The 24,807-nt window shown below is 61.4% G+C and carries 24 protein-coding genes; 10 read left to right on the plus strand and 14 right to left on the minus strand.

What is annotated here, in order from left to right; all coding sequences use genetic code 11:
* Positions 1-4 precede the first annotated feature (4 nt).
* The 3 genes from gcvPB (at position 5) to ACOQOT_RS03920 (ending at position 3,434) form a co-directional block, all read left to right on the plus strand.
* Entirely contained in the window at positions 5-1,576 is a 1,572-nt protein-coding gene (gcvPB, locus tag ACOQOT_RS03910) for an aminomethyl-transferring glycine dehydrogenase subunit GcvPB (protein WP_420561904.1), read from the plus strand.
* On the plus strand, positions 1,576-2,148 hold the full coding sequence (locus ACOQOT_RS03915) for a nucleotidyltransferase family protein (RefSeq protein ID WP_420561905.1): 573 nt from the start codon (positions 1,576-1,578) through the stop codon (positions 2,146-2,148). The genes gcvPB and ACOQOT_RS03915 overlap by 1 nt, the downstream gene beginning before the upstream one ends.
* Before the next feature lie 68 nt (positions 2,149-2,216).
* The gene (locus ACOQOT_RS03920; protein ID WP_420561068.1) at positions 2,217-3,434 is read left to right on the plus strand and encodes a serine hydrolase domain-containing protein; all 1,218 of its coding nucleotides are present in this window, start codon (positions 2,217-2,219) and stop codon (positions 3,432-3,434) included.
* 81 nt (positions 3,435-3,515) lie between these two features.
* On the opposite strand, the gene ACOQOT_RS03925 is transcribed toward ACOQOT_RS03920, so the two are convergent.
* The 8 genes from ACOQOT_RS03925 to ACOQOT_RS03960 form a co-directional block, all read right to left on the minus strand.
* Complete coding sequence (locus ACOQOT_RS03925) at positions 3,516-4,010, minus strand: ATP F0F1 synthase subunit B (RefSeq protein ID WP_420561069.1); 495 nt, start codon at positions 4,008-4,010, stop codon at positions 3,516-3,518.
* Between the two features lie 12 nt (positions 4,011-4,022).
* Complete coding sequence (locus tag ACOQOT_RS03930; RefSeq protein WP_420561070.1) at positions 4,023-4,601, minus strand: F0F1 ATP synthase subunit B; 579 nt, start codon at positions 4,599-4,601, stop codon at positions 4,023-4,025.
* Between the two features lie 62 nt (positions 4,602-4,663).
* Positions 4,664-4,888 carry a F0F1 ATP synthase subunit C gene (locus tag ACOQOT_RS03935; RefSeq protein ID WP_045445300.1) on the minus strand — a complete coding sequence of 75 codons (225 nt, stop codon included), beginning with the start codon at positions 4,886-4,888 and terminating at the stop codon, positions 4,664-4,666.
* Positions 4,889-5,012: 124 nt separating this feature from the next.
* Positions 5,013-5,792 (minus strand): F0F1 ATP synthase subunit A, encoded by a 780-nt coding sequence (locus tag ACOQOT_RS03940; RefSeq protein WP_420561071.1) that lies wholly within the window; start codon positions 5,790-5,792, stop codon positions 5,013-5,015.
* Positions 5,793-5,802: 10 nt separating this feature from the next.
* On the minus strand, positions 5,803-6,021 hold the full coding sequence (locus ACOQOT_RS03945) for an AtpZ/AtpI family protein (protein WP_420561072.1): 219 nt from the start codon (positions 6,019-6,021) through the stop codon (positions 5,803-5,805).
* A 417-nt stretch (positions 6,022-6,438) separates the two neighbouring features.
* Entirely contained in the window at positions 6,439-9,897 is a 3,459-nt protein-coding gene (smc, locus tag ACOQOT_RS03950) for a chromosome segregation protein SMC (protein WP_420561073.1), read from the minus strand.
* Positions 9,898-9,963: 66 nt separating this feature from the next.
* On the minus strand, positions 9,964-10,641 hold the full coding sequence (locus ACOQOT_RS03955; RefSeq protein WP_420561074.1) for a DsbA family protein: 678 nt from the start codon (positions 10,639-10,641) through the stop codon (positions 9,964-9,966).
* A 95-nt stretch (positions 10,642-10,736) separates the two neighbouring features.
* Positions 10,737-11,267: a DUF721 domain-containing protein gene (locus ACOQOT_RS03960; RefSeq protein ID WP_420561075.1), complete on the minus strand. Its 531-nt coding sequence runs from the start codon at positions 11,265-11,267 to the stop codon at positions 10,737-10,739.
* Positions 11,268-11,534: 267 nt separating this feature from the next.
* Here ACOQOT_RS03960 and mutY point away from each other — a divergent pair, with 267 nt between their 5' ends.
* Positions 11,535-12,578, plus strand: a complete 1,044-nt coding sequence (gene mutY, locus ACOQOT_RS03965; RefSeq protein ID WP_420561076.1) for an A/G-specific adenine glycosylase — start codon at positions 11,535-11,537, stop codon at positions 12,576-12,578.
* A gap of 8 nt (positions 12,579-12,586) precedes the next feature.
* On the opposite strand, the gene ACOQOT_RS03970 is transcribed toward mutY, so the two are convergent.
* Both ACOQOT_RS03970 and ACOQOT_RS03975 read right to left on the minus strand, forming a co-directional pair.
* A complete protein-coding gene (locus ACOQOT_RS03970; protein WP_420561077.1) occupies positions 12,587-13,690 on the minus strand; it encodes a site-specific DNA-methyltransferase in 1,104 nt (367 codons plus the stop codon).
* A gap of 115 nt (positions 13,691-13,805) precedes the next feature.
* A complete protein-coding gene (locus tag ACOQOT_RS03975; protein WP_420561078.1) occupies positions 13,806-14,441 on the minus strand; it encodes a ribonuclease HII in 636 nt (211 codons plus the stop codon).
* Positions 14,442-14,580: 139 nt separating this feature from the next.
* Here ACOQOT_RS03975 and ACOQOT_RS03980 point away from each other — a divergent pair, with 139 nt between their 5' ends.
* Entirely contained in the window at positions 14,581-14,898 is a 318-nt protein-coding gene (locus ACOQOT_RS03980) for a hypothetical protein (RefSeq protein ID WP_420561079.1), read from the plus strand.
* A gap of 30 nt (positions 14,899-14,928) precedes the next feature.
* Here the strand turns inward: ACOQOT_RS03980 and ACOQOT_RS03985 are convergent, their stop codons facing one another.
* Positions 14,929-15,993 carry a PA0069 family radical SAM protein gene (locus ACOQOT_RS03985; protein ID WP_420561080.1) on the minus strand — a complete coding sequence of 355 codons (1,065 nt, stop codon included), beginning with the start codon at positions 15,991-15,993 and terminating at the stop codon, positions 14,929-14,931.
* A gap of 243 nt (positions 15,994-16,236) precedes the next feature.
* On the opposite strand from ACOQOT_RS03985, the gene ACOQOT_RS03990 reads away from it, so the two are divergent.
* The 4 genes from ACOQOT_RS03990 to ACOQOT_RS04005 all read left to right on the plus strand — a co-directional run bounded on the left by ACOQOT_RS03990 (position 16,237) and on the right by ACOQOT_RS04005 (position 19,173).
* Positions 16,237-16,932 (plus strand): TIGR04283 family arsenosugar biosynthesis glycosyltransferase, encoded by a 696-nt coding sequence (locus tag ACOQOT_RS03990; RefSeq protein WP_420561081.1) that lies wholly within the window; start codon positions 16,237-16,239, stop codon positions 16,930-16,932.
* A gap of 39 nt (positions 16,933-16,971) precedes the next feature.
* On the plus strand, positions 16,972-17,568 hold the full coding sequence (locus tag ACOQOT_RS03995) for a TIGR04282 family arsenosugar biosynthesis glycosyltransferase (protein ID WP_420561082.1): 597 nt from the start codon (positions 16,972-16,974) through the stop codon (positions 17,566-17,568).
* Positions 17,565-18,323 (plus strand): class I SAM-dependent methyltransferase, encoded by a 759-nt coding sequence (locus ACOQOT_RS04000; RefSeq protein ID WP_420561083.1) that lies wholly within the window; start codon positions 17,565-17,567, stop codon positions 18,321-18,323. The genes ACOQOT_RS03995 and ACOQOT_RS04000 overlap by 4 nt, the downstream gene beginning before the upstream one ends.
* A gap of 166 nt (positions 18,324-18,489) precedes the next feature.
* Positions 18,490-19,173, plus strand: a complete 684-nt coding sequence (locus ACOQOT_RS04005) for a methyl-accepting chemotaxis protein (protein ID WP_420561084.1) — start codon at positions 18,490-18,492, stop codon at positions 19,171-19,173.
* Positions 19,174-19,176: 3 nt separating this feature from the next.
* On the opposite strand, the gene moaB is transcribed toward ACOQOT_RS04005, so the two are convergent.
* The 3 genes from moaB to ACOQOT_RS04020 all read right to left on the minus strand — a co-directional run bounded on the left by moaB (position 19,177) and on the right by ACOQOT_RS04020 (position 22,744).
* The gene (moaB, locus tag ACOQOT_RS04010; RefSeq protein WP_420561085.1) at positions 19,177-19,716 is read right to left on the minus strand and encodes a molybdenum cofactor biosynthesis protein B; all 540 of its coding nucleotides are present in this window, start codon (positions 19,714-19,716) and stop codon (positions 19,177-19,179) included.
* 89 nt (positions 19,717-19,805) lie between these two features.
* Complete coding sequence (locus tag ACOQOT_RS04015; RefSeq protein WP_420561086.1) at positions 19,806-21,644, minus strand: lytic transglycosylase domain-containing protein; 1,839 nt, start codon at positions 21,642-21,644, stop codon at positions 19,806-19,808.
* Between the two features lie 206 nt (positions 21,645-21,850).
* Positions 21,851-22,744: a uracil-DNA glycosylase gene (locus ACOQOT_RS04020; protein WP_420561087.1), complete on the minus strand. Its 894-nt coding sequence runs from the start codon at positions 22,742-22,744 to the stop codon at positions 21,851-21,853.
* Positions 22,745-23,070: 326 nt separating this feature from the next.
* Here ACOQOT_RS04020 and ACOQOT_RS04025 point away from each other — a divergent pair, with 326 nt between their 5' ends.
* Positions 23,071-24,750, plus strand: coding sequence for an electron transfer flavoprotein-ubiquinone oxidoreductase (locus ACOQOT_RS04025; RefSeq protein WP_420561088.1), 1,680 nt, complete (start codon positions 23,071-23,073; stop codon positions 24,748-24,750).
* Positions 24,751-24,807: the final 57 nt, after the last annotated feature.

The following is a 24,807-nucleotide window of genomic DNA, read 5'->3' on the forward strand; positions in this document are numbered from 1 at the left end:
CAGCATGAACGCAAAAGGCCGGCCTACCGGCACGGGCGCTGAAACGGGCTTCACGCCCCATGAAACCTTCACCGGTAATCGCGGCCTCGTGCAGGAAGAGCCGTTGATTTTCGAACTCGACAGTCCCGGCGCTTCCGGCGTCGATCTGGACGAGCCGGAAGAGTTTGCGCCGCGTCTTGGCACGGTGGCGCGGCAGGGGCGGATCGGCCTGCCGGGCCTCTCCGAGCCGGAAGTGATGCGCCACTATGTGCGTCTTTCGCAGAAGAACTACGCCATCGATAGCGGGCTTTATCCGCTCGGCTCCTGCACCATGAAGCACAACCCGCGCCTCAATGAGAAGATGGCGCGCCTGCCGGGCTTCGGCGATGTGCACCCCCTGCAGCCGCAGCAGACGGTACAGGGCGCCTTGGAACTGATCGACACGCTTGCCCATTGGCTGAAAGAGCTGACCGGCATGCCCGCCGTTGCCATGTCGCCCAAAGCGGGTGCGCATGGCGAGCTTTGCGGGATGATGGCGATTGATGCGGCGCTGCGCGCGCGCGGCGAGGAAGGCACGCGCAAACGCGTGCTGGTGCCGGAATCGGCCCATGGCACGAACCCGGCAACGGCGGCGCAGATCGGCTTTACCGTCGATTCCATTCCCGCCACCGAAGACGGGCATGTGGATGTGGCGGCCTTCAAGGCAAAGCTCGGCCCAGATGTCGCCGCCATCATGCTGACGAACCCCAATACATGCGGCCTTTTCGAGCGCGATATCATCGAGATCGCCGATGCGGTGCATGAGGCGGGCGGCTATTTCTATTGCGACGGCGCGAATTTCAACGCCATTGCAGGGCGCGTGCGTCCTGGCGATCTCGGCGTCGATGCCATGCATATCAATCTCCACAAAACCTTCTCGACGCCCCATGGCGGGGGCGGGCCGGGGGCCGGACCCGTGGTCCTCTCCGAGGCGCTTGCGCCTTTCGCGCCGCTGCCCTGGATCGTGCATGAAAAGGGCGCTTACCGCGCCATCGAGCATGAGAGCGAAGGCACCGGCCAGCCTTTTGGCCGTATGACCGCGTTCCACGGCCAGATGGGCATGTTCGTGCGGGCGCTCTCTTATATGCTTTCCCACGGCGCGGACGGCATCCGCCAGGCATCGGAAGATGCGGTTCTCTCGGCCAATTACATCCTGGCATCGCTGAAAGATGTGATGAGCGCGCCTTATGAAGGCCCGTGCATGCATGAGGCGCTTTTCGATGACAGCTTCCTGAAGGGCACGGGTGTCGAGACGCTGGATTTTGCCAAAGCGATGATCGATGAGGGCTACCACCCCATGACCATGTATTTCCCGCTAGTCGTGCATGGGGCGATGCTGATCGAGCCGACGGAATCGGAATCGAAAGACAGTCTCGATCTCTTCATCGCAACGCTGCGCGATCTTGCCGAAAGCGCCAAGCGCGGCGAGACGGAACGCTTTTCCGGCGCGCCTTACCTTGCACCGCGCCGCCGCCTCGATGAAACGCAGGCCGCCCGCAAGCCCATCCTGCGCTGGCAGCATGGGCGCAACGAACCGGCCTCGAAAGCGGCGGAGTGATGGAGAAGGCTGAGTTCATCCGCACCGTGTGCGAAAACCCGGTGAACCGCGCCATTCTCGAACGATTGCCCGATTTGAAAGCGCCCGATGCCTGGCTGGTGTCGGGCGCTTTGTTTCAGACCTGCTGGAACGTCAAAACCGGCCGGCCTGTCGCTCATGGCATCAAGGATTACGACATCTTTTATTTTGGTGGTGCCGACCTTTCCTGGGAAGCGGAAGATGAGGTGATCCGCCGTGCCAAGGCGCTTTTTGCCGATCTCGATGCCGAGATCGAGGTGAAGAACCAGGCGCGGGTGCATCTTTGGTATGAAGAGCGCTTCGGCCTGCCTTATGCGCCGCTCAAAAGCGCCTGCGAGGGGATCGACCGGTTTCTGGCGCCTGCCTGCAAGGTCGGATTGAAGCCGGATGGAGAAGGCGGCTATGAGCTTTATGCGCCGGATGGGCTCGCCGACATTGCGCAGATGCTGATCCGCCCGAATGTGACGGCGAATTTCGGCGCGCGCGAATATGAGCGTAAGGCCGCGCGCTGGAAAGCGGTCTGGCCGGAGCTGACAGTAGTCCCGCCCGCCTGAAGCGGTTTGCGTTTTTATGGGCGCCCGGTCGCGATAGAGTAAGCTCGCTATTGGGCAATGAGGGGATTATGAAAAAGAAAATAATTTTGGGCGCGCTGGCGCTTGTTATCGTGGCGGCCGGCATCGGCTTTCTAATCTATAAGCGTGAACTCGATCGGCTTTCTTTTGCCAGCTCGCTTTTTACCGGCGCCGAGCAATATGAAAATTTTGGCCGCATGGCAGATATGTTTCCGGTCGCCACCATGCATGCGGCCGAAACGCCTTTCGAGTTCGCGGACGGCGCACCCATCGAGCTGCCGGAAAGCTTTATGTTTGGCGGAAAGAGCGTCGATACGGAGACGTTTCTCGCTGAGACCGATACAAGCGCGCTGCTCGTCCTTAAAGACGGCAAGGTGCGTTTCGAGCGCTATATGCTGACCGGCGGGCGGAACGTGAACTGGATGTCCATGTCCGTCGCCAAGAGCTTCGTGTCCGCTGCCATCGGCATTGCCGTGGAGGAAGGGCATATCAAGAGCATCGAGGAGCCGGTGACGGCCTATGCGCCCTCGCTTGCAGGCTCCGCTTATGACGGGGTGCGGATCAAGGACATCCTGCAAATGTCCTCCGGCGCGCGCTGGAACGAGGATTACGGCGACCCGGACTCCGATATCAACCGCTTCGGGCGCATTCTGGCGCTGGGCGGCTCGCTTAATGCCTTTGCCGCCACGCTGGAAGGCGAACGGGAACCTGGCACCTATAATCACTACAATTCCACCGATACGCAGGTTTTGGGTCTTCTTCTAACGAAGGCGACGGGGCGAAGCGTCACGGGTTACATGGAAGAAAAGCTTTGGAAGCCGCTCGGCGCCGAATCGGATGCGTATTGGCTGATCGACGATGAAGGCATGGAAATGGTCTTTGGCGGGCTCAACGCCACGGCCCGCGATTATGCCAAGCTCGGCGAGCTTTACCGGCAGGGCGGTGTCTGGCAGGGCAAGCAGCTTGTTCCGGCGGACTGGGTGCGTGCCTCGACAACGCCCGATGCCCCGCATCTCATGCCCGGCAACAATCCGGCCTCCGCCTTTCCGCTCGGCTATGGCTATCAATGGTGGATCATCGAAAGCACGGAGCGCGAGTTCTCCGCCATCGGTGTCTATAACCAGTTCATCTATGTGAACCCGGCCCGGGATCTCGTCATCGTCAAGCTCTCGGCGAATAGCGACTATGCCACGTCCGACGATCCCTCCGCTTTCCGGGAGCTGGAGACCATCGAATTCTTCCGGGAAATCGGCAACCGCTTGAACTGAGCAAGACTTCGTATTTGGAGCAAAGAAAAACCCCGCGGGGCCGGAGCCTCGCGGGGTTTTATTTGCTTGAAGCTGTAAGGCTTAGTGAAGCTTGTCTTTAACCTCGGAAATCGCCTTGTCGAGCTGACGGGCGGCGCCGCCGCTGGCCAGTTTCGAGCCGATGACTTCCTGTGCGGCGCTGACGGCAATTTCAGCGGCCAGGGACTGTACTTCCTTGACGGCCTGCGCTTCGGCCTGGGAGATCTTGTCTTCCGCCATTTTCGTGCGCCGGGCGACCTGTTCCTGCAGCTTGCTGCGGGTTTCTTCCGCCAGGCGTTTGGCTTCGGCTTCCGCCTGTTCGATGATCGCTTCGGCTTCTGCCTCCGCGTCGCGCTGCTTGCGCTGATAGGAGGCCAGCAGCTGCTGGGCTTCCTCACGCAGGCGGCGGGCTTCCTCAAGCTCGCGCTTGATGTTCTCCGCACGCTCATCGAGCTTCTCGCCGATCAGCTTATGCACTTTCGCGCGGCCGATGATGACGAGGAAGATGACAAGGCCGACGGCAACCCAGAAAGAGGAATCAACGAGAAGAGCCTGCATCTGTTGTCTCCCTTATCCGAGTTTGGCGTCGACGGCTTTTTCAACCGCCGCCGTGTCCGCATCTTCGCTGAGAAGCTGCGTAACGATGGAAGAAGCCACATCGGTCGCCACGCCGCGCACATGCGCAAGAGCGGCTTCCTTGGTGGCGGCAATCCGCGTTTCCGCATCCGCGATCTTCTTGTTCAACTCGTTTTCGAGTTTCTCGCGGTGGGAGTCCGTCTCGGCGGAGAGGCGGTCGCGCGTTTCCTGGGCGATGGCGTGTGCCTTCGCCCGGGCTTCGGCAAGCGCGGTCTCATAGGACTGGATGGCTTCCTCGGTCTGGGCCTTGAACTGGCCGGCCTGATCGAGGTCGTCTGCAATCCGGTCCCGCCGTTCCTCGATCACATTCGCGATCCGCGGCAGCGCCACTTTCGACATCAGATAGTAGAGGATGCCGAAAGTGATGACGAGCCAGACGAGCTGCGCTTCAAACGTTTCCGTATTGAAGGGCGGAAACCCGCCTTCATGACCCGCTTCGGGAATCTGGACTTCGCTTTGCAGGCCGAGATTGTCTTGACCGATAACAATCTCGTTTTGCGCGTTCTCGGGCATTAAACCCTCCTGATCATATGCCGGCCACCGAAGCGGCCGGCCACGTCACACCTAAATGGAACTTAGGCGAACAGCAGGATCAGCGCGACGAGCAGCGAGAAGATGCCAAGTGCTTCCGTCACGGCGAAGCCGAAGATCAGGCGGCCGAACTGACCGTCTGCAGCAGACGGGTTGCGCAGGGCACCCGCCAGGTAGTTACCGAAAATGTGGCCGAGGCCGATGCCTGCACCGCCCATGCCGAGGCACGCGATACCGGCGCCGATGAATTTAGCTGCTTCCGCTTCCATAGCCTTATGCTCCTTCTGCCTTAAAGTTCCTGACAGCGGTAAATCGTTCGGTCCCCATGACCAACCGAAACTTGTTTCCATAGGGCGCGCCCCGGAGGGCGCGGGATAACTCGTTCAAGGGCGCTTAGTGGCCCGGATGCAGGGCATCGCCCAGATACATGCAGGTCAGAACCGCAAACACATAGGCTTGCAGGGCGCAGACCAGGAATTCCAGCGCCGTGATGGCGACGATCATGGCAAGCGGCAGAACCGCGCCGAAGATGCCCGCAACGCCCGCGCTGCTCAGCGCGATCACGAAGCCGGCGAAAACCTTGAGCGTGATGTGACCGGCCAGCATGTTCGCGAAAAGACGAACCGAGAGGCTGAGCGGACGGGAAAGATAAGAGATCACCTCGATCGCCACGACGAGCGGCAGGATCACGGCGGGCACGCCGGAAGGCACGAAAAGCCGCAGGAAGCCGAGGCCGTGCTTGGCGAAGCCAATAATCGTCACGCCTACGAAAACCAGCGCGGCAAGCGCGAAGGTCACGATGATGTGGCTGGTGACGGTGAAAGAGTAGGGCAGCATGCTCAGGAAGTTGGCGAGCAGGATGAACATGAACAGCGAGAAGATGAAGGGGAAGTAGCGCTGCCCGTCATTGCCGGCATTGTCCCGCACCATATTGGCGACGAATTCGTAGGACATTTCGGCAATGGACTGCATCCGCCCGGGGATCATGTTGCGCCCGCGCACCGCAAAAACCGTCAGGAAGGTGACGGCGAAAACCGTCAGCACCATCCAGAGGCTGGAATTCGTGAAAGAGGCGTCGATACCGCCAATGTTCAAAGGAACCAGGGTGGTGATTTCGAATTGATGCAACGGATCGACTGGAAAACCGCCGTCCTGTCCATTTTGTGCTGCCACAGCTTCCGCCTTACATCTTCGCGGGCGGCGAGCCGCCCTGATCATTTCCCTTATCCGCGCCCGCATTCGTGCTCAGCGCATTCGCCGCGCGGATAATATTGACGACACCTGCCGCCGTTCCCAGCCCGAGAAAGATGATCAGGAAAAGCGGCATTGTTTCGAACCACTTATCCAGAAACCACCCAATTCCCCCGCCGACAATTACGCCCGCGATAAACTCCGTCGACATGCGGAGCGCCGGACCCATATCGGAAGGGCGGCCAGAAGACGCCCGGTTTCCTTGGCTTTTGCTGCTCCCTTGCGCATGCTTCAATCGTTCCCCTAAGGACCGGAGCTGATCTAGGTCGCTCTGATCCTTGGATCCCGATCGAGTTTTGCCGTCTTTATCCGTCAAAACTCGTGCTCCTTCGCGCGGGAAATCCCGCAGGAAACTGCGGGAAAGCTGCCTCAAGCCGCGCGCACCCTACTTCGGCCCCCATAGGCTGTCAAGAACCTCTGAGCCAGTGTCAACTTATTGAAATAATTGAAAAATTTGACCCTGGAGCAAGGTGCGGCAATTGGCCCCGGCAAGGGGGTGATTCCTCTTTGCCCGGGGCCTTGCAAGCGGCGGGTGAAATTGCGGGAAGATTCCCTGAAAAAGCCTTGGTTAGCTTGCTTCGCGCAGCTGCTCGGCCGCTTCCAGGTCCACCGAAACCAGGGTCGAAACCCCCCGTTCCTGCATGGTCACCCCGAAAAGCCGGTGCATCCGGGCCATGGTCAGCGCGTGGTGGGTGATGATCAGGAAGCGGGTATCCGTCGTGCGGGCCATTTCTTCCATCAGATCGCAGAAACGCTCCACATTGGCATCATCGAGCGGCGCATCCACCTCGTCCAGCACACAGATGGGTGAGGGATTGGTGAGGAACACTGCGAAAATCAGCGAGGTTGCCGTCAAGGTCTGCTCACCGCCCGAAAGGAGCGACATGTTCTGCAGGCGCTTGCCGGGCGGGCGGGCCATGATTTCAAGGCCGGCTTCCAAGGGATCGTCCGATTCGGTGAGTTTGAGATGCGCTTCCCCGCCGCCGAAAAGATGCGTGAAGAGCTTGGAGAAATTCGCATTCACCTGCTCGAAGGCGGCCAGCATGCGCTCCCGGCCTTCCCGGTTGAGGCTCGCAATGCCCTGGCGGAGCTTGGCGATCGCCGCTTCCAGATCCTCGCGCTCGGTCTGCATGGCGGTGAGCTGTTCTTCGATCTCGCGCGCTTCTTCATCGGCGCGCAGATTGACGCCGCCCAGATTCTCGCGCTCGCGCTTCAGCCGCTCCAGCTTCTGCTCGATAGCATCGACGGCAGGCAGTTCTTCGCCTTCCTTGAGCTCGGCTTTGGCCAATGCTTCTTCGGCGGCGCAGTTCAGCTCTTCGCGGATACGCGCTTCGGCCTCGGCCTTGCGCTCGCGCGCGCCGTCCACCAGCCCGTCGATACGGGCGCGTTCCTCGCGCACTTGCGAAAGGGCGGACTGAGTTTCGCGGGCAAGCTTGTCGCATTCGGCAAGATGGCGTTCGGCCTCTGCCAGCGCGTCGGCTGCTTCCCGCCGTTCCGTCTCGGCCTGCGAGATAAAGCTCAGAAGTGACTTGCGCTTTTCCTCGATGGCGCCGGGCACATCTTTCAGCTCGTCAAGCTCGGCTTCGGCTTCTTCCTTGCGCTGACCCAGGGTCTCGATCTGCTTGCGGGCATTCACTGAGCGCAGTTCCCAGGCGCTGCGCTCCTGGCCGATGGCGGAGAGGCGGCGGGCGCGGGCCTGCGCTTCCCGGTTGATGCTTTCAAGGGCGGCGCGGGCTTCGGAAAGCTCGATGCGCAGCGCGCCCACTTCCTCGCGCTTGGCCACGACTTTTTCTTTCAGCTCACCGTCGGGGCGCAGCCCTTCGAGGGAAGCCGTGCTTTCTTCATGGGTGCGGCGCGCTTCGGTGAGATCGCCGGAAAGGCGCTCTTCAGCTTCCGCCAAAGCGGCAAGGCGCGAGAGCTGTGCGGAAGCCTGGCGCTCGGCGGCGGTCAGCTCCGCCCGAAGCTGGCTTTCATGGGACTGGGCATCGCGCAGCGCGCGGCGCAGTTCCTGTTCCTTCGCCTGCGCTTCCTGGGCTGCGAGGCGTGCGGCTTCGAACGTGTCGCGGGCCGCGCGGGCCAGCGCCTTTTGCTCGGCAATCTCTTCTTCAAGATCGGCAAGGCGGTTGCGCTGTTCGAGCCGCTTGGCAGCAGCGGTCGGCGCATCGGCTGCGGCGGTGAACCCGTCCCAGCGCCAAAGATCGCCCTCTTTCGTCACCAGCCGCTGGCCGGGTTTGAGCTGCTTTTGCAGTTCGCTGCCCTGGCCCGCTTCCACAAGGCCGATATGCGAGAGGCGCCGGCCAAAGGCTGCCGGGCCGCGCACGAACTGAGAAAGCGGGGCGGCGCCATGGGGAAGGGGGGCAGGCGCTTCCAATGCCGGCAATTCGTCCCAATGAATGGGCGCGGCTGTGTCCGTCGGCACGGAAAGATCATCGCCAAGGGCTGCGCCGAGCGCCGTTTCATAGCCCGGTTCCACCGTCACCGCGTCAATGAGCGGCGGCCAAAGATCGCCTTCACCGATGGCAAGCATATCGCCAAGCGCCTTGGCTTCGGCGAGCATGCGCTCGAGCTGTTTCTCTGCCGCGTTCATCGGCTCGCGCGCCTGGGCTTCGCTGGCGCGCGCGGTTTGCAGCGTTTTTTCCGCTTCTTCGGCAGCTTCCGATGCTTCGAGAACTTTGCCGACGGCGGTTTCAACCTCTTCGGTCTGCTGGGCGATGGCGACCTGCTTGGCCTCTGCATCGGCCAGCGTCTCGCGCTCATTCGCAATGGTTTGAAGCTGCTGGATAAGCTTTTCGATGCGCGCGGCGCTTTGCTCGATCGTGCGCTCAAGGCTCTGACGCTGGGCGCTGAGCGCGGCGGCTTCGTTCGCCAGCGTATCAAGCTCACTCTCGCGCGCTCTCAAGGCTTCTTCGGCGCCTGCAACGCGGGTGCCCGCTTCTTCCTGGGCCGAGCCTTGCGCTTCGTTTTCGCTGTTAAGGGCGGCTTCTTCCTCGGCGAGCTTGGCAATGGCTTCATCGGTGTCGGCGATGAGGCCGCTCTCGCGCTCAAGATCGGAGGAAATTTGCGCCAGCCGCGCGGTCAGCCGCTCGGCCTGCTCGCGGGCGCGTTTTTCTTCCGCATCGAGATTTTCCCGCTCCACCGTCAGCCGGTGCAGCTTGGCGGCGGCAACGGCTTCTGCCTCGCGCAGCGCCGGAATTTTTTCGGACGCCTCGGCCTGCGCCGTAGAGGCGACGGCGGCGGCTTCCGTATATTCGGCAACCCGCGTGTCGGTATCAGCAAGGCGTTTTTCTTCGGCTTCCAGAAGCTCCTTGGCGTGGCTCCAGCGCAGGTGGAAGAACACCGCTTCTGCTTGCCGGATGAGGCCGGAAAGATTGCGGTAGCGCGTTGCCTGGCGCGCCTGGCGCTTCAGGCTCGAAAGCTGGCTTTCAAGCTGGCCCACCACATCGTCGAGCCGTGTCAGGTTCGTTTCGGCGCCTTTCAGCCGGAGCTCGGCTTCATGGCGGCGGGTGTGAAGGCCGGTAATGCCGGCAGCTTCTTCCAGAATGCGGCGCCGGTTGATCGGCTTGGAATTGATGAGCTGCGTGATCTGGCCCTGCTTGACGAGAGCGGGCGAGTGCGAGCCGGTGGAGGCATCGGCAAAAAGCAGCTGCACGTCTTTCGCGCGCACTTCCTTGCCGTTGATGCGGTAGGTCGACCCTTTGTCTTTTTCGATGCGGCGGCCGACTTCCAGGCTTTCGCTGTCATTATAAGCGGAGGGCGCGGAGCGGTCCTGATTGTCCATATAGATCGTGACTTCCGCATGATTGCGGGCCGGGCGCATATTCGTACCGGCAAAGATCACGTCTTCCATGCCCGAGCCGCGCATGGATTTGAAAGAGTTCTCGCCCATGGCCCAGCGCAGGCCTTCCAGCAGGTTCGACTTGCCGCAGCCATTCGGCCCGACAATGCCGGTGAGGCCCGGTTCGATCAGAAGATCGGTCGGCTCCACGAAGGATTTGAAACCTGAAAGACGTAGGCGCGTGAACTTCACGAGATAACACCGCTTTCTGTTGACTGACGATACCGGCCTGCCCGCGCGGAGCAGGCCGGCGTTAAATCACGATTCGGACAGGTGCTTGAGGATAATTTTTTCAAAATCCTCGAAGGGCATGGCCCCTTCCACTTTTTCCCCGTTCACGAAAAACGTTGGCGTGGAGGCGATTTTCAGCTCTTCATAGGCCCGTTTCTGAACCTGGCGGATATGGTCGAGCAATTCGGGATCGGCGAGGCACTGCTCGAAGCTTTCATCCGAAAAGCCGCCCTGCTTGGCGATGGCTTTCAGCTTGTCCACCGGGTTTTCCTGAAAGGCCCATTCGTTCTGCTTGGCGAAGAGAATTTCCAGGAACTTGAAATAGCGCTCGTCCCCCGCGCAGCGTGAAATCATGACCGCTGCCGTAGCGATGGGGTCGAGCGGGAAAGCGCGGGCAACGAAACGGACTTTGCCCGTCTCGATGTATTTTTCCTTCAGCTCCGGAAAGACCTGATTGTGGAAAGCCGCGCAGTGATTACAGGTCAGCGAGGCGTATTCGATGATCGTGACGGGCGCGTCTTCATCGCCCAGCGCCAGATCGCCGAGCGGGCCCGGCGTAACGAGCGCTTCGGGCGCATCCGCCATGCCGTTCGGAGCCGCTGTGCCAGCGCCATTTCCCTGGCTGCTGAAATAGAAAATGCCGGCGGCAATAAGCACGAGGGCAGCGACGGCAACGCCGACGATGATGCTCTTATTTTGTCCCACGGTCCTGGTTCCCTACTAAATATGGTTGGATTGTAGGCACGCCCTCCAGAGCCCCGCAACAGAACCTTTCTCTTGCAAGGCCTTCAGAATCGCTGTTAGGCGCGCGGTTTTATGGTGCCCATGACGAGCCGTCCAAGGTTGAGAAGTGACTCTCTAAGCTGCTGGTTTTCGACTGCTTTTACCTCTGCGTTCAGGCCTTGTTCTTCTTCCGCCGTCAGCCCCCGGAAGCTCTTGCGCCGTTTGCGCGGCGCCATAGGCAGCGGGCCCTGAACGAGTTTGAGGCGCTGCACGGCGCCGTAGCCATAGTAATTATTGATGCGCTGGATGATCTGCGGTTCCAGATGCTGAAATTCCAGCGCCGCTGCGCCATCGATTCGCACTGTGAGCGTCGCCCCCTCCGGCCGTGCACGCTTGCGCCCGTCCGAAGGCGCGCGCCCGCGCGGAAAAGCGAGCTTTTCCGGCGCGCTAAGCTCTGCAAGGCTGCGCCCGACAATTTCCGGCCAGTGCCGGAGAATGTGCATATCGGCAAAACCCTGGCGTTTAAGCACCTCGCGCGTTGCCATGGACAGCCGCGCCGACATGGGCGGCGGGCCTTTCTTGCGGCGGCGGGGCAGGGTATCGATCATCGCGGGCCGATCATCTTCTTTGGGCCGGCTGGCGGCGGCTGAATGCGGGTTTTTGCCGTGCGGCGCGTCAAAGGCACTGCTAGAAGCCTGGCCGCGACGGCGATCACGCCTATAGTGTCGCGCAAATAAGTTCAAGTTGCGAGCCGCGAGTTGGCAATCCGCCCCACGGGTTCGTCATAAAAGAGTGAGAGCACTTTGCCTGCCGCCCCGTCAGTAACAAGGCCCGACGCCCGAGCTCTGCTTGCCTGGTATGACCGCCATGCCCGGGTGCTGCCCTGGCGCGCGCGGCGGGGTGAGGTCCCGGACCCTTACCGGGTCTGGCTCTCGGAGATCATGCTCCAGCAAACCACCGTGGCGACGGTCGGGCCTTATTTCGAAGCTTTTCTCACCCGCTGGCCGGATGTGGCGGCGCTCGCCAAGGCCGATCTCGATGATGTGCTCCATGCCTGGGCGGGGCTTGGCTATTACAGCCGCGCGCGCAATCTCCATGCCTGTGCGGGCGCGGTCTGCGAGCGCCATGGCGGGGCCTTTCCGGCGGACGAAAAAGAGCTCCAGGCGCTGCCCGGCATCGGGCCTTACACAGCAGCGGCCATTGCCGCCATTGCCTTCGGCAGGCGGGCCGTGGTGGTGGACGGTAATATCGAGCGCGTCATCGCCCGCCTCTTTGCCATCGAAACGCCGCTGCCCGCTGCCAAGAAAGAGATCAAGGCGCGGATGGACGAGGTGACGCCGGAAAAACGCGCCGGGGATTTCGCTCAGGCGATGATGGATCTGGGCGCGGCTATCTGCACGCCGCGCAGCCCGGCCTGCAATCGCTGTCCGTTTGAAAGCACCTGTGCGGGCCGCGCCGCCGGGATTGCCGAGAGCCTGCCCCGCAAAGCGCCCAAAAAGGAAAAGCCGGTGCGCCGGGGCGCCGCCTTCTGGCTGGAAGGACCGGGCGGCGAGGTGCTGCTGCGCAAAAGAGAAGCAAAAGGGCTATTGGGCGGGATGACGGAAATCCCCTCAAGCGAATGGACCGCCGAACCGCGTGGGCAAGTGGAGATGTTGGCCGAAGCCCCGCTCGATACCGAGTGGCAGAAGCTGCCCGGCCTCGTGCGCCACACGTTCACGCATTTTCATCTCGAGCTTGAAGTCTGGCGCGGCAAGGCGGGAAAACGTGCGGCGGTGGAGGGCATCTGGTGTGCGCCCGAAAGGCTGGGGGAGCATGCGCTGCCTACCGTCATGAAAAAGATCGTCGCCCACGCCTTGCCGGAAGAAGGCCCGCTCTTTGCTGCCACGAAGGGTAAACGGCCCGCGTCTTCCAGGCGTTAAGCTCAGCCTCAGGCCGTGCCCATTTCCGCGCGCACTTTCTGGCGCAGAAGGTCGATGGGCTTCAGCTTTCCATCCGTCTTGAAATGCCAGAAGGTCCAGCCGTTACAGGCCTCGAGCCCCTGCACATGCGCGCCGATTTTGTGGATCGAGCCTGTCGCATCCTTGCAGACGAGCGAGCCGTCGGCGCGCACTTTGGCCGCAACCGAGCGGCGCGGATCGTAAAGTACGGTGCCGGGCTCCAGAAGGCCGCGCTCGACCAGCATGCCGAAGGGTACACGCGGCTCCTGGCGTTTGGACTGCGTGACTTTCAGATCTTCGGGTTTGGAAGATTGCACGGCCTTGATGCGGGCTTTGGCGGCCTTGATGTATTTGTCTTCCCGCTCGAGCCCGATGAAATTGCGTCCGAGCTTCTTGGCGACGGCGCCCGTCGTGCCCGTGCCGAAGAAAGGATCGAGCACGATGTCGCCCGGATTGGTGGTGGCGAGCAGCACGCGGTGGAGAAGCGATTCCGGTTTTTGCGTCGGATGCGCTTTATCGCCTGCTTCGTCCTTCAGCCGCTCGGCGCCGGTGCAAATCGGCAGCACCCAGTCGGAGCGCATTTGCAGATCCTCGTTCAGCGCCTTCATCGCGTCGTAATTGAACGTGTATTTCTTCTGATCCGCGCTCTTCGTCGCCCAGATCAGCGTTTCATGGGCATTGGTGAAGCGGGTGCCGCGGAAATTCGGCATCGGGTTCGTCTTGCGCCAGACGATGTCGTTCATCACCCAGAAGCCGGCATCCTGCAGCGAGGCGCCGACGCGGAAAATATTGTGATAGGAGCCGATGACCCAGATCGCGCCCGTATCTTTCAGGATACGCCGCGCCGCCGCGAGCCATTCGCGCGTGAACCGGTCATAGGTCTCGAAACTGGCAAACTGGTCCCAGGCGTCGGTCACGCCATTGACCTTGCTCTGGTCCGGGCGCGTCAGATCGCCCTGAAGCTGGAGATTGTAGGGCGGGTCGGCGAAAACGAGATCGACCGACTTTTCGGGCAGGGCGTTCATCAGCTCGATGCAATCACCCTGGAGAATTTCATTGGCCGGAATCCGGCTGAATTGACGCGAACGCCCCACTGGACTGTCCCCTTCTTGTGTGAGGCGGGGATATTGGCGGGGGACCGGTTACAGGTCAATTAATTTATTGGAATCAATGGGTTAGCGAGTCATCGCCTACTATATCGAGTCTCTCTTAGGAATCCGGACTCAATATCTTGCGTATGGGAGCGAAGGAGCGGCGGTGGTGAATGGTGGGCCCGAGCGCTTCGAGTGCCGATTTATGCGCCGCCGTGCCATAGCCCATGTTGCGCGCCCAGCCGTAACCGGGATGGGCGGCATCGAGATCCGCCATCAGCCGGTCGCGTGTCACCTTGGCAAGAATGGAGGCGGCGGCGATGGAGAGCGAGCGCCCGTCGCCGCCGATCACTGCCTCGGCGGGGCAGGCAAGGGCGGGGGTAAATTTCCCGTCGACCAGAACATGGTCGGGGGAGATCGGCAGCGCTTCCACGGCGCGCTTCATGGTCTGCAAGGTGGCGTGATGGATGTTGAGCCGGTCGATTTCCTCGACCGCGCCGAGCGCGATGGCATAACGGCTTGACGCGCAGATTTCCTCGAAAAGCTTTTCGCGCTTTGCCGCGCTCAGCTTCTTGGAATCGTTGAGACCATCCGGAATGGCGGCAGGATCGAGCAGCACTGCGGCGGCAACCACGGGGCCTGCCAAAGGCCCGCGTCCGGCTTCATCGACCCCGGCAATGCGCTTTGCCGGAAAGCCTGCCTTTTTCTCAAGCTCGAGCGTCGGGCCGTCAGGCTCACGCGCGGTTACCTGCATGTCTTGCTTCCTTGCCATCTTTACTCTGTCTCTGAGTAAGCCGTTCTAGTGCAAGTGTACAGCTTGCTGCCGGTCTTCCCGAATGATCATCTCCACTCAAGACGTGACGTTTATTTTGGCAGATACGGGAGCCGGTGCCATGACGACCATCACATGCAAGACGTCCTCTTTTTTGCGTTCTTTCATCGCCTTGGCCTTTGCGGTCATAAGCATCGCGGCCTTTGCGCCGGAAGCAGAAGCTTCCGAGCGCTATATCATGCGCGGCGGCGGCACGAGCATTCTCTACGATGTGCGCAAGCATGACGGCAGCCGCCATCATTATGTCGAGCGCTGCGGGTCGCGCTGGTATTTCGACAGCCAGCGGGCAAAGGACAGTTTTCTGACGGCAGGTTTCGGCGGGCTGAAGGCTGGCCATGTTTCGCGCGTGAAAGACGGCAAGATCATCTGCACCTGGTAGGCGCTTTCTTTGAGTTTAGAGGCGGGCGGCTCAGAAAAAACTGAGTTGCTCGCCTTTATGTGCCGGAGGCTTGAACTGGCTGCAATCGAGCTCGAAGCGCGGGCGGGTGAGCCCGTGTTTGCGGGCGGCGATTTCAAACCGCCGCTTCAGCATCCAGGCGAAAGGCCCCTCGCCGCGCATGCGTTTGCCCCATTCGGCGTCATAGTCCTTGCCGCCGCGCATTTGCCGCAGCACGGAAAGTACATGCTTTGCTTTATCCGGCGCATTTTCTTCCAGCCATTCCTTGAAAAGATCGCTGATCTCCAAAGGAAGGCGCAGCAGAATGTAGTTGGCGGCCTTAACACCGGCGAGCGCTGCCCCCGTCATGATCTTTTCAAGCTCATGATCGTTGAGCGCGGGAATGACGGGCGCGATCATCACGGCGGTCGGAATGTCCGCCGCCGAAAGCATTTCCAGTGCCGCCATGCGCTTTGACGGGGTGGAGGCGCGCGGCTCCATCGCCCGGGCAAGTTTGGCATCGAGCGTGGTGACGGAAACCGCCACCTTGGCAAGGCCGCGCTGTGCCATGGCCGAGAGAATGTCGATATCCCGTGTCACCAGCGCCGATTTCGTGACGATCGAGACGGGATGATTATAAGCCTCCAGCACTTCGAGCACCTGGCGCATGATCCGGTATTCCCGCTCGATGGGCTGATAGGGGTCCGTATTCGTGCCGATGGCGATGGGCTGGCAGCTGTAATTCTTCGCGCGCAGTTCCTTTTCCAGAAGCTGGGCGGCATTCGGTTTCGCAAAGAGCCGGCTTTCGAAGTCGAGCCCCGGCGAAAGGCCCATATAGGCATGGGTGGGCCGCGCAAAGCAGTAAACACAGCCATGCTCGCAGCCCCGGTAAGGGTTGATGGAGCGGTCGAAGGGAATGTCGGGCGAGGTGTTGCGCGTCAAAATCTTGCGCGGGCTTTCCGCCGTCACGCAGCTGCGCAGCGGCGGCAGGTCTTCCAGATTGTCCCAGCCGTCATCGACGGGCGCATAGGCAAGTTTTTCGAAACGCCCGCTTTGATTGGAAAGCGCGCCCCGGCCGCGGCGGCCGTGCATCGGCATCTGGCGGAGGGGGGTGCCTGCCTCCAGATGCTGCGGGTGGGGATGCTGCGGCTGCCGCGCCGCCCGGGGGAAGGCGGGTGCGGGGCCGGGGCGTTTTCCAGTGTCCGTCGTCATGAGGAAAATATACAGAACGCATAGAACAAAACAAGAACATTTTTCGAGGCGGAAACAGTGCTGAAAACAGCGTGATTTTCCGCGCCTTTCCCTCGAACTGTGGCAGGGCTTCCCGCTATAGTCCGCGCCATGCTGAGTGTTGTCATACCCACATTGAATGCCGAAAAGACGCTGACGCGCACCTTGAACAGCCTGATCGATGCGACGGTGCAGGGGCTGGTGCGCGAGGTGATCATCGCCGATGGCAGCTCCACCGATAAGACGGAGGAGATTGCCGATGCGGCGGGCTGCCAGTTCATCGCCGGGCCGCGCGGGCGCGGCACGCAGCTTGCCGAAGGCGCCAAGGCGGCGCGCGCCGATTGGCTGCTCTTTCTGCACGCCGACACGGTGCTGACGCCGGGCTGGGAAGACGAGCTGCGCAAATGGTTCGAGCATGTGGAGCGCGGGCGCTGGAAGGACGGGGAGGTTGCGGCGGCTTTCCGTTTTGCCCTCGATGATTTTTCCGGCAAGGCGCGTTTCATGGAAAAGATGGTGGCGCTGCGCTGCGCGCTGTTCCGCCTGCCTTACGGCGATCAGGGCCTTGTGATTTCCAAGGCCTATTACAAGAAGCTCGGCGGCTTTAAGGAATTGCCGCTGATGGAAGATGTGGATCTGGTGCGCCGGATCGGGCGCAAGCGTCTCGTGCTGCTGCGCTCACAGGCCGTGACGAGCCCGGAGCGCTATGTGCGCAGCGGCTTTTTCCTGCGCGCTTTGCGCAATCTCGGCCTCCTCTCGCTTTATTATTTGCGCGTGCCGCCGCGCGTTCTTGCCCGGCTTTACGGGTAAGCGTGCAGGGCCCATGCGCAAGATCGGGATAGACAAAGAGTGACACCGCAACTCGTCATTATGTCCAAGCTGCCGCGGCTCGGGCAGGTAAAAACGCGCCTAGCGCGCGATATCGGCGCGGTCGAGGCGCTGCGCTTTTATAAAACCGCCTCCGCCGCACTTATGCGCAAGCTGGGGCAGGACCCGCGCTGGCAAACGCTTCTTGCCGTTGCGCCCGACAGCGCGGTGGACGAGCCGGGCTTCTTCCCGCCCCATCTACCGCTCGTGGCGCAAGGGGGCGGGGATCTCGGCGCGCGCATGGGCCATCTCATGCGCTCCCTTGCGCCGGGCCCCATTGTCATGATCGGCGGGGACATACCGGACATCGAAAGCCGGCACATTGCAGCGGCCTTCAAGGCGCTCGGCTCGCATGATGCGGTTTTCGGCCCGGCGGAAGATGGCGGCTATTGGCTCGTCGGCCTCAAGCGTTTTCCCCGCGTTCCGGAAATTTTCGGTCAGGTGCGCTGGTCGAGCGAAACGACGTTGGATGATACGCTCGCCAATCTGAAAGGCGCCCGCGTGGCACTGCTCGAAGCTTTGCCCGATATCGATACCGGCGCCGATTTTCACGCCTGGCGCAAGAAAGCGAAGCGATGAGCGATATCGATCCGTTCAAAGTCTTCATGGAAATTCAGCTCGGCCTGCCGCGCAACGGCCCGGGTTCGCGGGAGGCGACGCGCGCCGCCTTCAAGCTGCTGCCGCCATTGCCGAGCGAGCCTGAAATCCTCGACCTTGGCGCAGGCCAGGGGGCTGCAACGCTGGAACTGTTGCGCCTGACGGACGGGCGCGTTACCGCCGTCGACATCATGAAGCCGTTTCTGGATAAGCTCGAAGCCAATGCGGAAGGCGAAGGCGTACCGGAAACGAGGCTGCGCACGCTTTGCGGCGATTTCGAAGACCTGCATCTGCCCCAGGGCGTTTTCGATCTCATCTGGTCGGAAGGGGCGATCTACAATTTGGGTTTTGAAGAAGGGCTTGCCCACTGGCGCCCGTTCCTTGCGCCGGGCCGCTATGCGGTGATCTCCGACTGTGTTTGGAAAACCGGCGAGCCCTCGCTCGAAATCCGGCACTTCTGGGATGAAGCTTATCCGTCCATGGGAACGCTTGCCGAAAATGCCGCGCGGGCGCAGCGTGCAGGTTTCGAGGTGCTTGGCACGCACTGGCTCACCGAGGATGATTGGTGGGCGGAATATTATGAGCCTATGAAGACCCGCATAAGAGAGCTGCTGCCCGACTACGCAGGCGCGCCCGAGGCGCTGGCCGTCTTCAAAGAGCAGGAAGAAGAGATGGAGCTCTTCGAACGTTTTCAGGATCAGTACGGCTACTGTTTTTTCGTTCTTCGTGCTCTTTGAGTTTACGCGCGGTTAAAGGGCGTTCTCTTGCCCGTTTTGTGGCAGCTTTTGCACAAATCCTCATCAGCTCATGATGGTGCTAAGCGATTTTCCGCCGCGCCAAGCGCGCGCCGTTCTTGCACGGAAAATGCAAGGGGATGGTTCAGTCCCCCGTTTGGAGTGCGCCATGCAAGACAAAGACATCCCGATAGAAGATGCACTGAGCTCCCTCATCAATCTTTCCGGCAAGATGCGCATGCTCTCGCACCGCCTTGCCATGGCGGGCCTGCAAGCGGTGCATGCAGGTGATAGGCGCGCCGTGGCACTCTATAAAAGCGCGCTTACCGAATTTGAGGAGATATGGGAAACGCTGCGCCGGGGTTCACCCGCGCTTGGCATTCCAAAAGAAGCCGCATTGCTGCTTGCCCAGACCGGTGCCCTGCCGCGCGAAGATGTGGAAACCGTTTCCCGCTTTCTGCGCGAAGCACAACAAATGGCCCTCACGCTTGAAGAGAAGGGGCGCAGCACGTGCGGAAATAGTTTTTCGGAACTTGTCTATTTCGTCGCCGAAGATGTGCTCGGCGCCCTCAACCGTATCACCGAAGGGGTGGGCCAGACGTTGAAAGGCTGTCTTGAAGAGCGCAGTGAAAAAGAAAGACAGTCCCGCGATACCATGCTCGCCGCCGCGCGCGCTGTCAGCGAGGTTAGCGCTAAGGTCAAACTCATTTCCCTCAACGCCACGATAGAAGCGGCGCATGCCGGTGACAGCGGCAAGGGCTTTGCCGTTATCGCGAGTGAAATACGTTCTTTAAGCGAGGATGCCGCCCATTCCACGGCGCAGATCATGAAGCATCTCGACCATACAGGTTAAGGCTTACTTGCGCCGGTGCTCTTCGAGGCGCGGCATGATCTCGACGAAATTGCAGGGCCGGTAGCGGTAATCGAGCTGATATTTCAAAATCCCGTCCCAGCCGTCCTTGCAGGCGCCGGTGGAGCCGGGCAGGGCGAAAAGATAGGTGCCGTGGGAAACCCCCGCCGTTGCCCGCGACTGAATGGTCGAGGTGCCGATCTTCTCATAGCTGATCTGGTGGAAGAGGGCGGCAAAGCCTTCGATCTCTTTCTCATAGACCGAATGAAAGGCTTCCGGCGTCACATCGCGCCCGGTCAGGCCCGTGCCGCCGGTGGAGATGACGACATCCACATCCTTATCCGCGATCCATTTTTGCAGCTGGCTGGTAATGGCGGCCATGTCGTCTTTGACGATGGCGCGGTCCGCCAGAATGTGCCCGGCTTCCGTCAGCCTGCTCACCAGCGTGTCGCCGGACTTGTCCTCATCAAGGCCGCGCGTATCCGAAACGGTCAGAACGGCAATACGGACGGGAATGAACTCGCGGCTTTCATCGATACCGGGCATGCGGGGGCTCCTTTGTTTCCGGCCCCGAATATAGGGGCCGGGCCCTCCCGCTCAAAGGCCTTGGCTATCTCTATTGCGTGAGAAGCGCTTTAAGGCTGAAGGCTTGCCGAGCCGCGCGCGAGCTGTCCGCCCCGTTCCATGGGCTGATAAAGCGGCCAGGCGCCCGCCGCCACCGTGTCGAGTGACGGGGAAAGCTGTCCGAGCCGGTCCCGGTACATCCAAAGATTGGTGATTACGCGCTCCACATAGCCGCGCGTTTCGGCAGCCGGAATGCTTTCAAGGAAAAGCAGCGGGTCTTCGCGGTAATCCACCTGCTTCAGCCAGCGGTTGAGATTGCCCGGCCCGCCATTATAAGCGGCGGCGAGCATGATGAGATTGCCATGAGGATCGCCCATATTCATCAGCTCTTGCAGATATTGCTGGCCGAGCGAAGCGTTGAAAGATGGCTCGAAAAGTTTGTCGCGGTTGGAGCGGCGCAAGGAGCGGTCCTGCGTGATGTGGCTGGCGGTGGCGGGCATGATCTGCATAAGCCCGCGCGCGCCCGCATAGGATTTTGCCTGCGGCTGAAACTTGCTTTCCTGGCGCATGAAGGCAAAGAGCAAGGCGCGGTCGACGCGGAAGCCCTCGCTCGGTGCATAATCGGGCACCGGGAAAAGCCCTGCATTGATAACGAAGGCCTGATGCCCGCTGCCGTTTTGCGCCGCGCGGTAAGAGGCGGGGATATGCGCCGCGCTTGCCACTTGCAGCTGCGTTGCAGGCAATTTCAGCGCTTCGGCAAGGGCGATAAGCGCCGTGTCGAGGCCCTCATCGATGCGGCCATGAGCGCGCATCAATTCCTCTTCGGCCATGCCCTGCCGGCCGATTTCGGTCAGCGCAATGGCGCGGCGGACGGCGGGCTCGGCGAGCAGCAGCTTATAGCCTGCCTCATCGAGCGGCTGGCGCAGCCAGACGAACTCCACCTCATCGCCAAGCTGGCGGGCGGCGAGAATGCCGTAAAAAGTCGCGCCGGTGCCTGCGGCGATTTCCAGCATTTCGGCAACATGTTCCGGCTGGCGGCTGGCAAGATAGGCCCGCGCCGCCCAGAAACCGCCTGCGGCCCGCGTCCAGTCATTGACGTTTTTGGCGCGCGCCAGCACGGCAAAATAATCCGCGGCCCGTGCCGGCTCATCCATCCGCCAGGAGGCAAGACCTGCATACCAATAGGCAAGCGGCACACCTTCGCCGGAGCGTTTGAGCGCCGTGACCGCTTCTTCATAGGCCCGGTCGTTGCGGTCCTCGATGAAATAGGACCCGGCGATGCGCGTCAGGATCGTGTCATATTCAAGCGCGCTCAAAGAGCCGCGCACCCGGTTGAGATACCCAAGTGCCTGTGTAGGGCGCTCGCGGCGCAAATAGCTGCGCACCCGGTAATTGGCTTTGCGGTAGCTGCGCGAGAAGCTGCGCTGCGTGGCGGCGACCGAATAAGCCGTATCGTTGCGCTGCCGGTAGACGCGGCGCAGCGGCTGGGCGGGATAAGCCGCGCCGCGCGGGCGCCGCTTCATGGCAAGCTTGTGGATCTTCGAGGCGCCCGGATGGTCGTTATAAAGATCGAGCCAGCTTTTAAGTTCGGAGAATTTGGAGCGGTAGGCGGTGGGGTGCATGTAGCGCTGGTAAAGCACATGGCCCATCAGCGCGCGGTCCTCAAGCGCATCGATCAGCCGGTCCGCCTCGCGCCAGCGGCCATCTTCCTGCAGCCGGAAAATCTTGCGGTAACGGGTCTGATCCTCATCGCTCAAAAGCGCCGGGGTGACGCCCGTCAGCCCGCCCGCGCCATAACTCTCGGCTTTCGCCGCGCCGGCGCCGAGCGCCAGAAACAGCGCCATTGCGATAAGAAAGAAGAATCCTGTGAAAAGCGCGGTCCGTTTTACGGTCTCCGCCTCGTTTCGCACACAATATGCGCGTGCTGCGGCGGTTTTGGCCGCGGCGCCCTGCCTCATGCCCCTCATGTCGCAAGCGCCCCCCAAGCGCAGCTTTCGATACTCACGTTACCTTCCCCATCATGACAAGGCCCGCCCGCCGCCTCAAGAACGGTTTCGTGAAATGTTTAACGATCCGCGCGCAAAGCGGCGGAAAACCCAACTTTAGGGGGAAAAGATTAAGCTTCCGGGAGTGAGGAGAGCTTTTCGCGCAGCTTCAAAAGGTCGCGCCAGGCGAGTTGCTTCTGGGCGGGCTGGCGCAGCAGATAGGCAGGGTGCAGGAGGGGCAGGGCCGGCACTTCGCGCCCGCCAATGCTGTAGACCGCCCATTTTCCGCGCAGCCGCATGATACCTGTGGTGGTGCCCAGCATCTGCTTGGCCGAAACACCGCCGAGAAAGGCAATGACCTCCGGATTGACGAGCTCGATATGCCGCTCGATGAAAGGCCGGCACATGGCCAGTTCCCCGTCCGTCGGAGTGCGGTTGCCTGGCGGGCGCCAGGGCAGAACATTGGCGATATAGGCGTTCTCGCGGCTATAGCCGATGGCGCCCAGCATCCGGTCCAGCAATTGACCCGAGCGCCCCACAAAAGGCTTGCCTTGAATATCCTCGTCCCGCCCCGGTGCTTCACCCACCAGCATCAGCCGTGCCTGAGGGTTGCCGTCGGAAAAGACGAGGTTTTTGGCGGTCTGTTTGAGGGCGCAGAGGTCGAATCGCTCCAGTGCCGCGCGCAGTTCTTCGAGCGATTTGCAGTTTGCGGCGATTTCCCGCGCCGTTTCGGCTTCCTGCAGCCCGTCGAGCGGAATGGCGGCGGGGGTGGAAATGGCGGGCTGGCTTTGGCTCTGGCGCGGCGGCAGCGGGCGGCCTCCCGTCGCGGGGGCACTGGGGGCGGCGCCCGGCTGCGCTGCCGCCTTGACGGTCTCGGGCAGGGAGTAATTGTCCACCGGCGTGTCCTGCACGAGCTCGCTTACCCCCGCCTCGGCGAAAAACTCCAGCAAAGCCAGGGCTTCTGCCGGATCGAGCGGGGTATCGGAAGAGGCGTTTTGCTCGTTCATGGTCCGATTGGTGTTCATTGGCGGTCAAAGAGGCGCTGCCGGCATGGCCTGCGTCCCCTCATGCCCTAAATCATGGTCACGAACCATAGTCCTCCCCCGATTGTGACCCAAGGGTCTTGTCACAGGAAGGCCGGGCGGGACGTCATTTTCTACGCGATTTCAGGCAGTTGTGGAAAAAAATGGGAGAATGCGCCAATGCGGAGAATGTTGACCTGAACGCGGCAACGCCTCATAAGAGGGCAATTTTGTGCCCCCGCACCGGATTCTCCCTTTATGCAGAAGGGTTTTGACGGCCAAGCGGCCGGGCGAATGATTTACTTCCCCTGGTGGGATGAGGAGGAAGGATGAGCGAAGACAATCCGGCGCTCGCCGAGCGCGAATACATGGACTATGACGTTGTGATCGTCGGCGGCGGCCCGGCAGGGCTGGCAGCTGCCATTCGGCTGCGTCAGCTCGCGATCGAGGAGGATTTCGATCTTTCCGTGACCGTGCTGGAAAAAGGCTCGGAAGTCGGCGCTCATATCCTCTCCGGCGCGGTGATCGACCCGGTCGCGCTGAACGAGTTGATTCCCGATTGGAAAGAAAAAGGCGCGCCGATCGACACGCCCGTCACGGACGACCACTTCGTCTATCTGGGCCCGTCGGGCGGGCTGCGGCTGCCGAATTTCTTCATGCCGCCGCTGATGAACAACCACGGCAATTACATCGTCTCGCTGGGCGAAGTGTGCCGCTGGCTCGCTGCTCAGGCCGAAGAGCTGGGCGTGGAAATCTACCCTGGCTTCGCCGCCGCCGAGATTCTTTACAATGAAGATGGCAGCGTGCGCGGCGTGGCGACGAACGACATGGGCATCGGCAAGGACGGCCAGCCCAAGGACACGTTCATGCGCGGCATGGAACTGCGCGGCAAATACACGCTGATCGGCGAAGGCGTGCGCGGCTCACTTTCCAAGGAGCTGATCCGCAAGTTCAATCTGGACGAAGGTCGCGAGCCGCAGAAATTCGGCATTGGCATCAAGGAACTTTGGGAGGTCGATCCTTCCAAGCACAAGAAGGGCCTCGTGCAGCACACGATGGGCTGGCCGCTCGACAATAAGACCGGCGGCGGTTCCTTCCTCTACCATTTCGGGGAAAATCTCGTCTCGGTGGGCTTCGTGGTGCATCTGAACTACCAGAACCCGTACCTCTCGCCCTTCGACGAGTTCCAGCGGATGAAGACGCATCCGGTGATCCGTGAGACGTTCGAAGGCGGGCGCCGCATCGCCTATGGCGCGCGCGCCATTACCGAAGGCGGCTTCCAGTCCGTGCCGAAGCTTACCTTCCCGGGCGGCGCGCTGATCGGCTGTTCGGCAGGCTTCGTCAACGTGCCCCGCATCAAGGGCTCGCACAACGCCATGGCCACCGGCATGATGGCGGCGGAAGCGGCCTTCGAAGCGGTGAAAGACGGGCGTCAGGGCGATGAGCTTGCCGCTTATCCCGCCGCTTACGAGAAGAGCCACGTTTATAAAGACCTGAAGCGCGTGCGGAACGTCAAACCGCTCTGGTCGCGCCTCGGCACCGTGCTCGGTGTCGGTCTTGGCGGCATCGACATGTGGATGAACCAGCTCGGTATCGGTCTTCCCTTCACCTTGAAGCACAAGAAGCCCGACCATGCCTCGCTGAAAAAGGCGAGCGAGTGCAAGCCGATCGACTACCCGAAGCCCGACGGCAAGCTGACCTTCGACAAGCTGTCTTCCGTGTTCCTCTCCGCGACGAACCACGAAGAAGACCAGCCCGTGCATTTGAAGCTGAAAGACGACACGGTTCCGATCAACTTCAACCTGCCCACTTATGACGAACCGGCGCAGCGTTATTGCCCGGCCGGCGTTTACGAAGTGGTGCGGGAGGATGACGGCTCCAATCCGCGCTTCCAGATCAATGCGCAGAACTGCGTCCATTGTAAGACCTGCGACATCAAAGATCCGACGCAGAACATCAACTGGACGGTGCCGGAAGGCGGCGGCGGACCCAATTACCCGAATATGTAAGCGGGATCGCTGCCGGCTGCTGCTGGCGGGGCATTAGCGGGGCAATTGCAAGCTGGC

Source organism: Tepidicaulis sp. (assembly GCF_965222285.1).
Classification (GTDB): Bacteria; Pseudomonadota; Alphaproteobacteria; order Parvibaculales; family Parvibaculaceae; genus Tepidicaulis.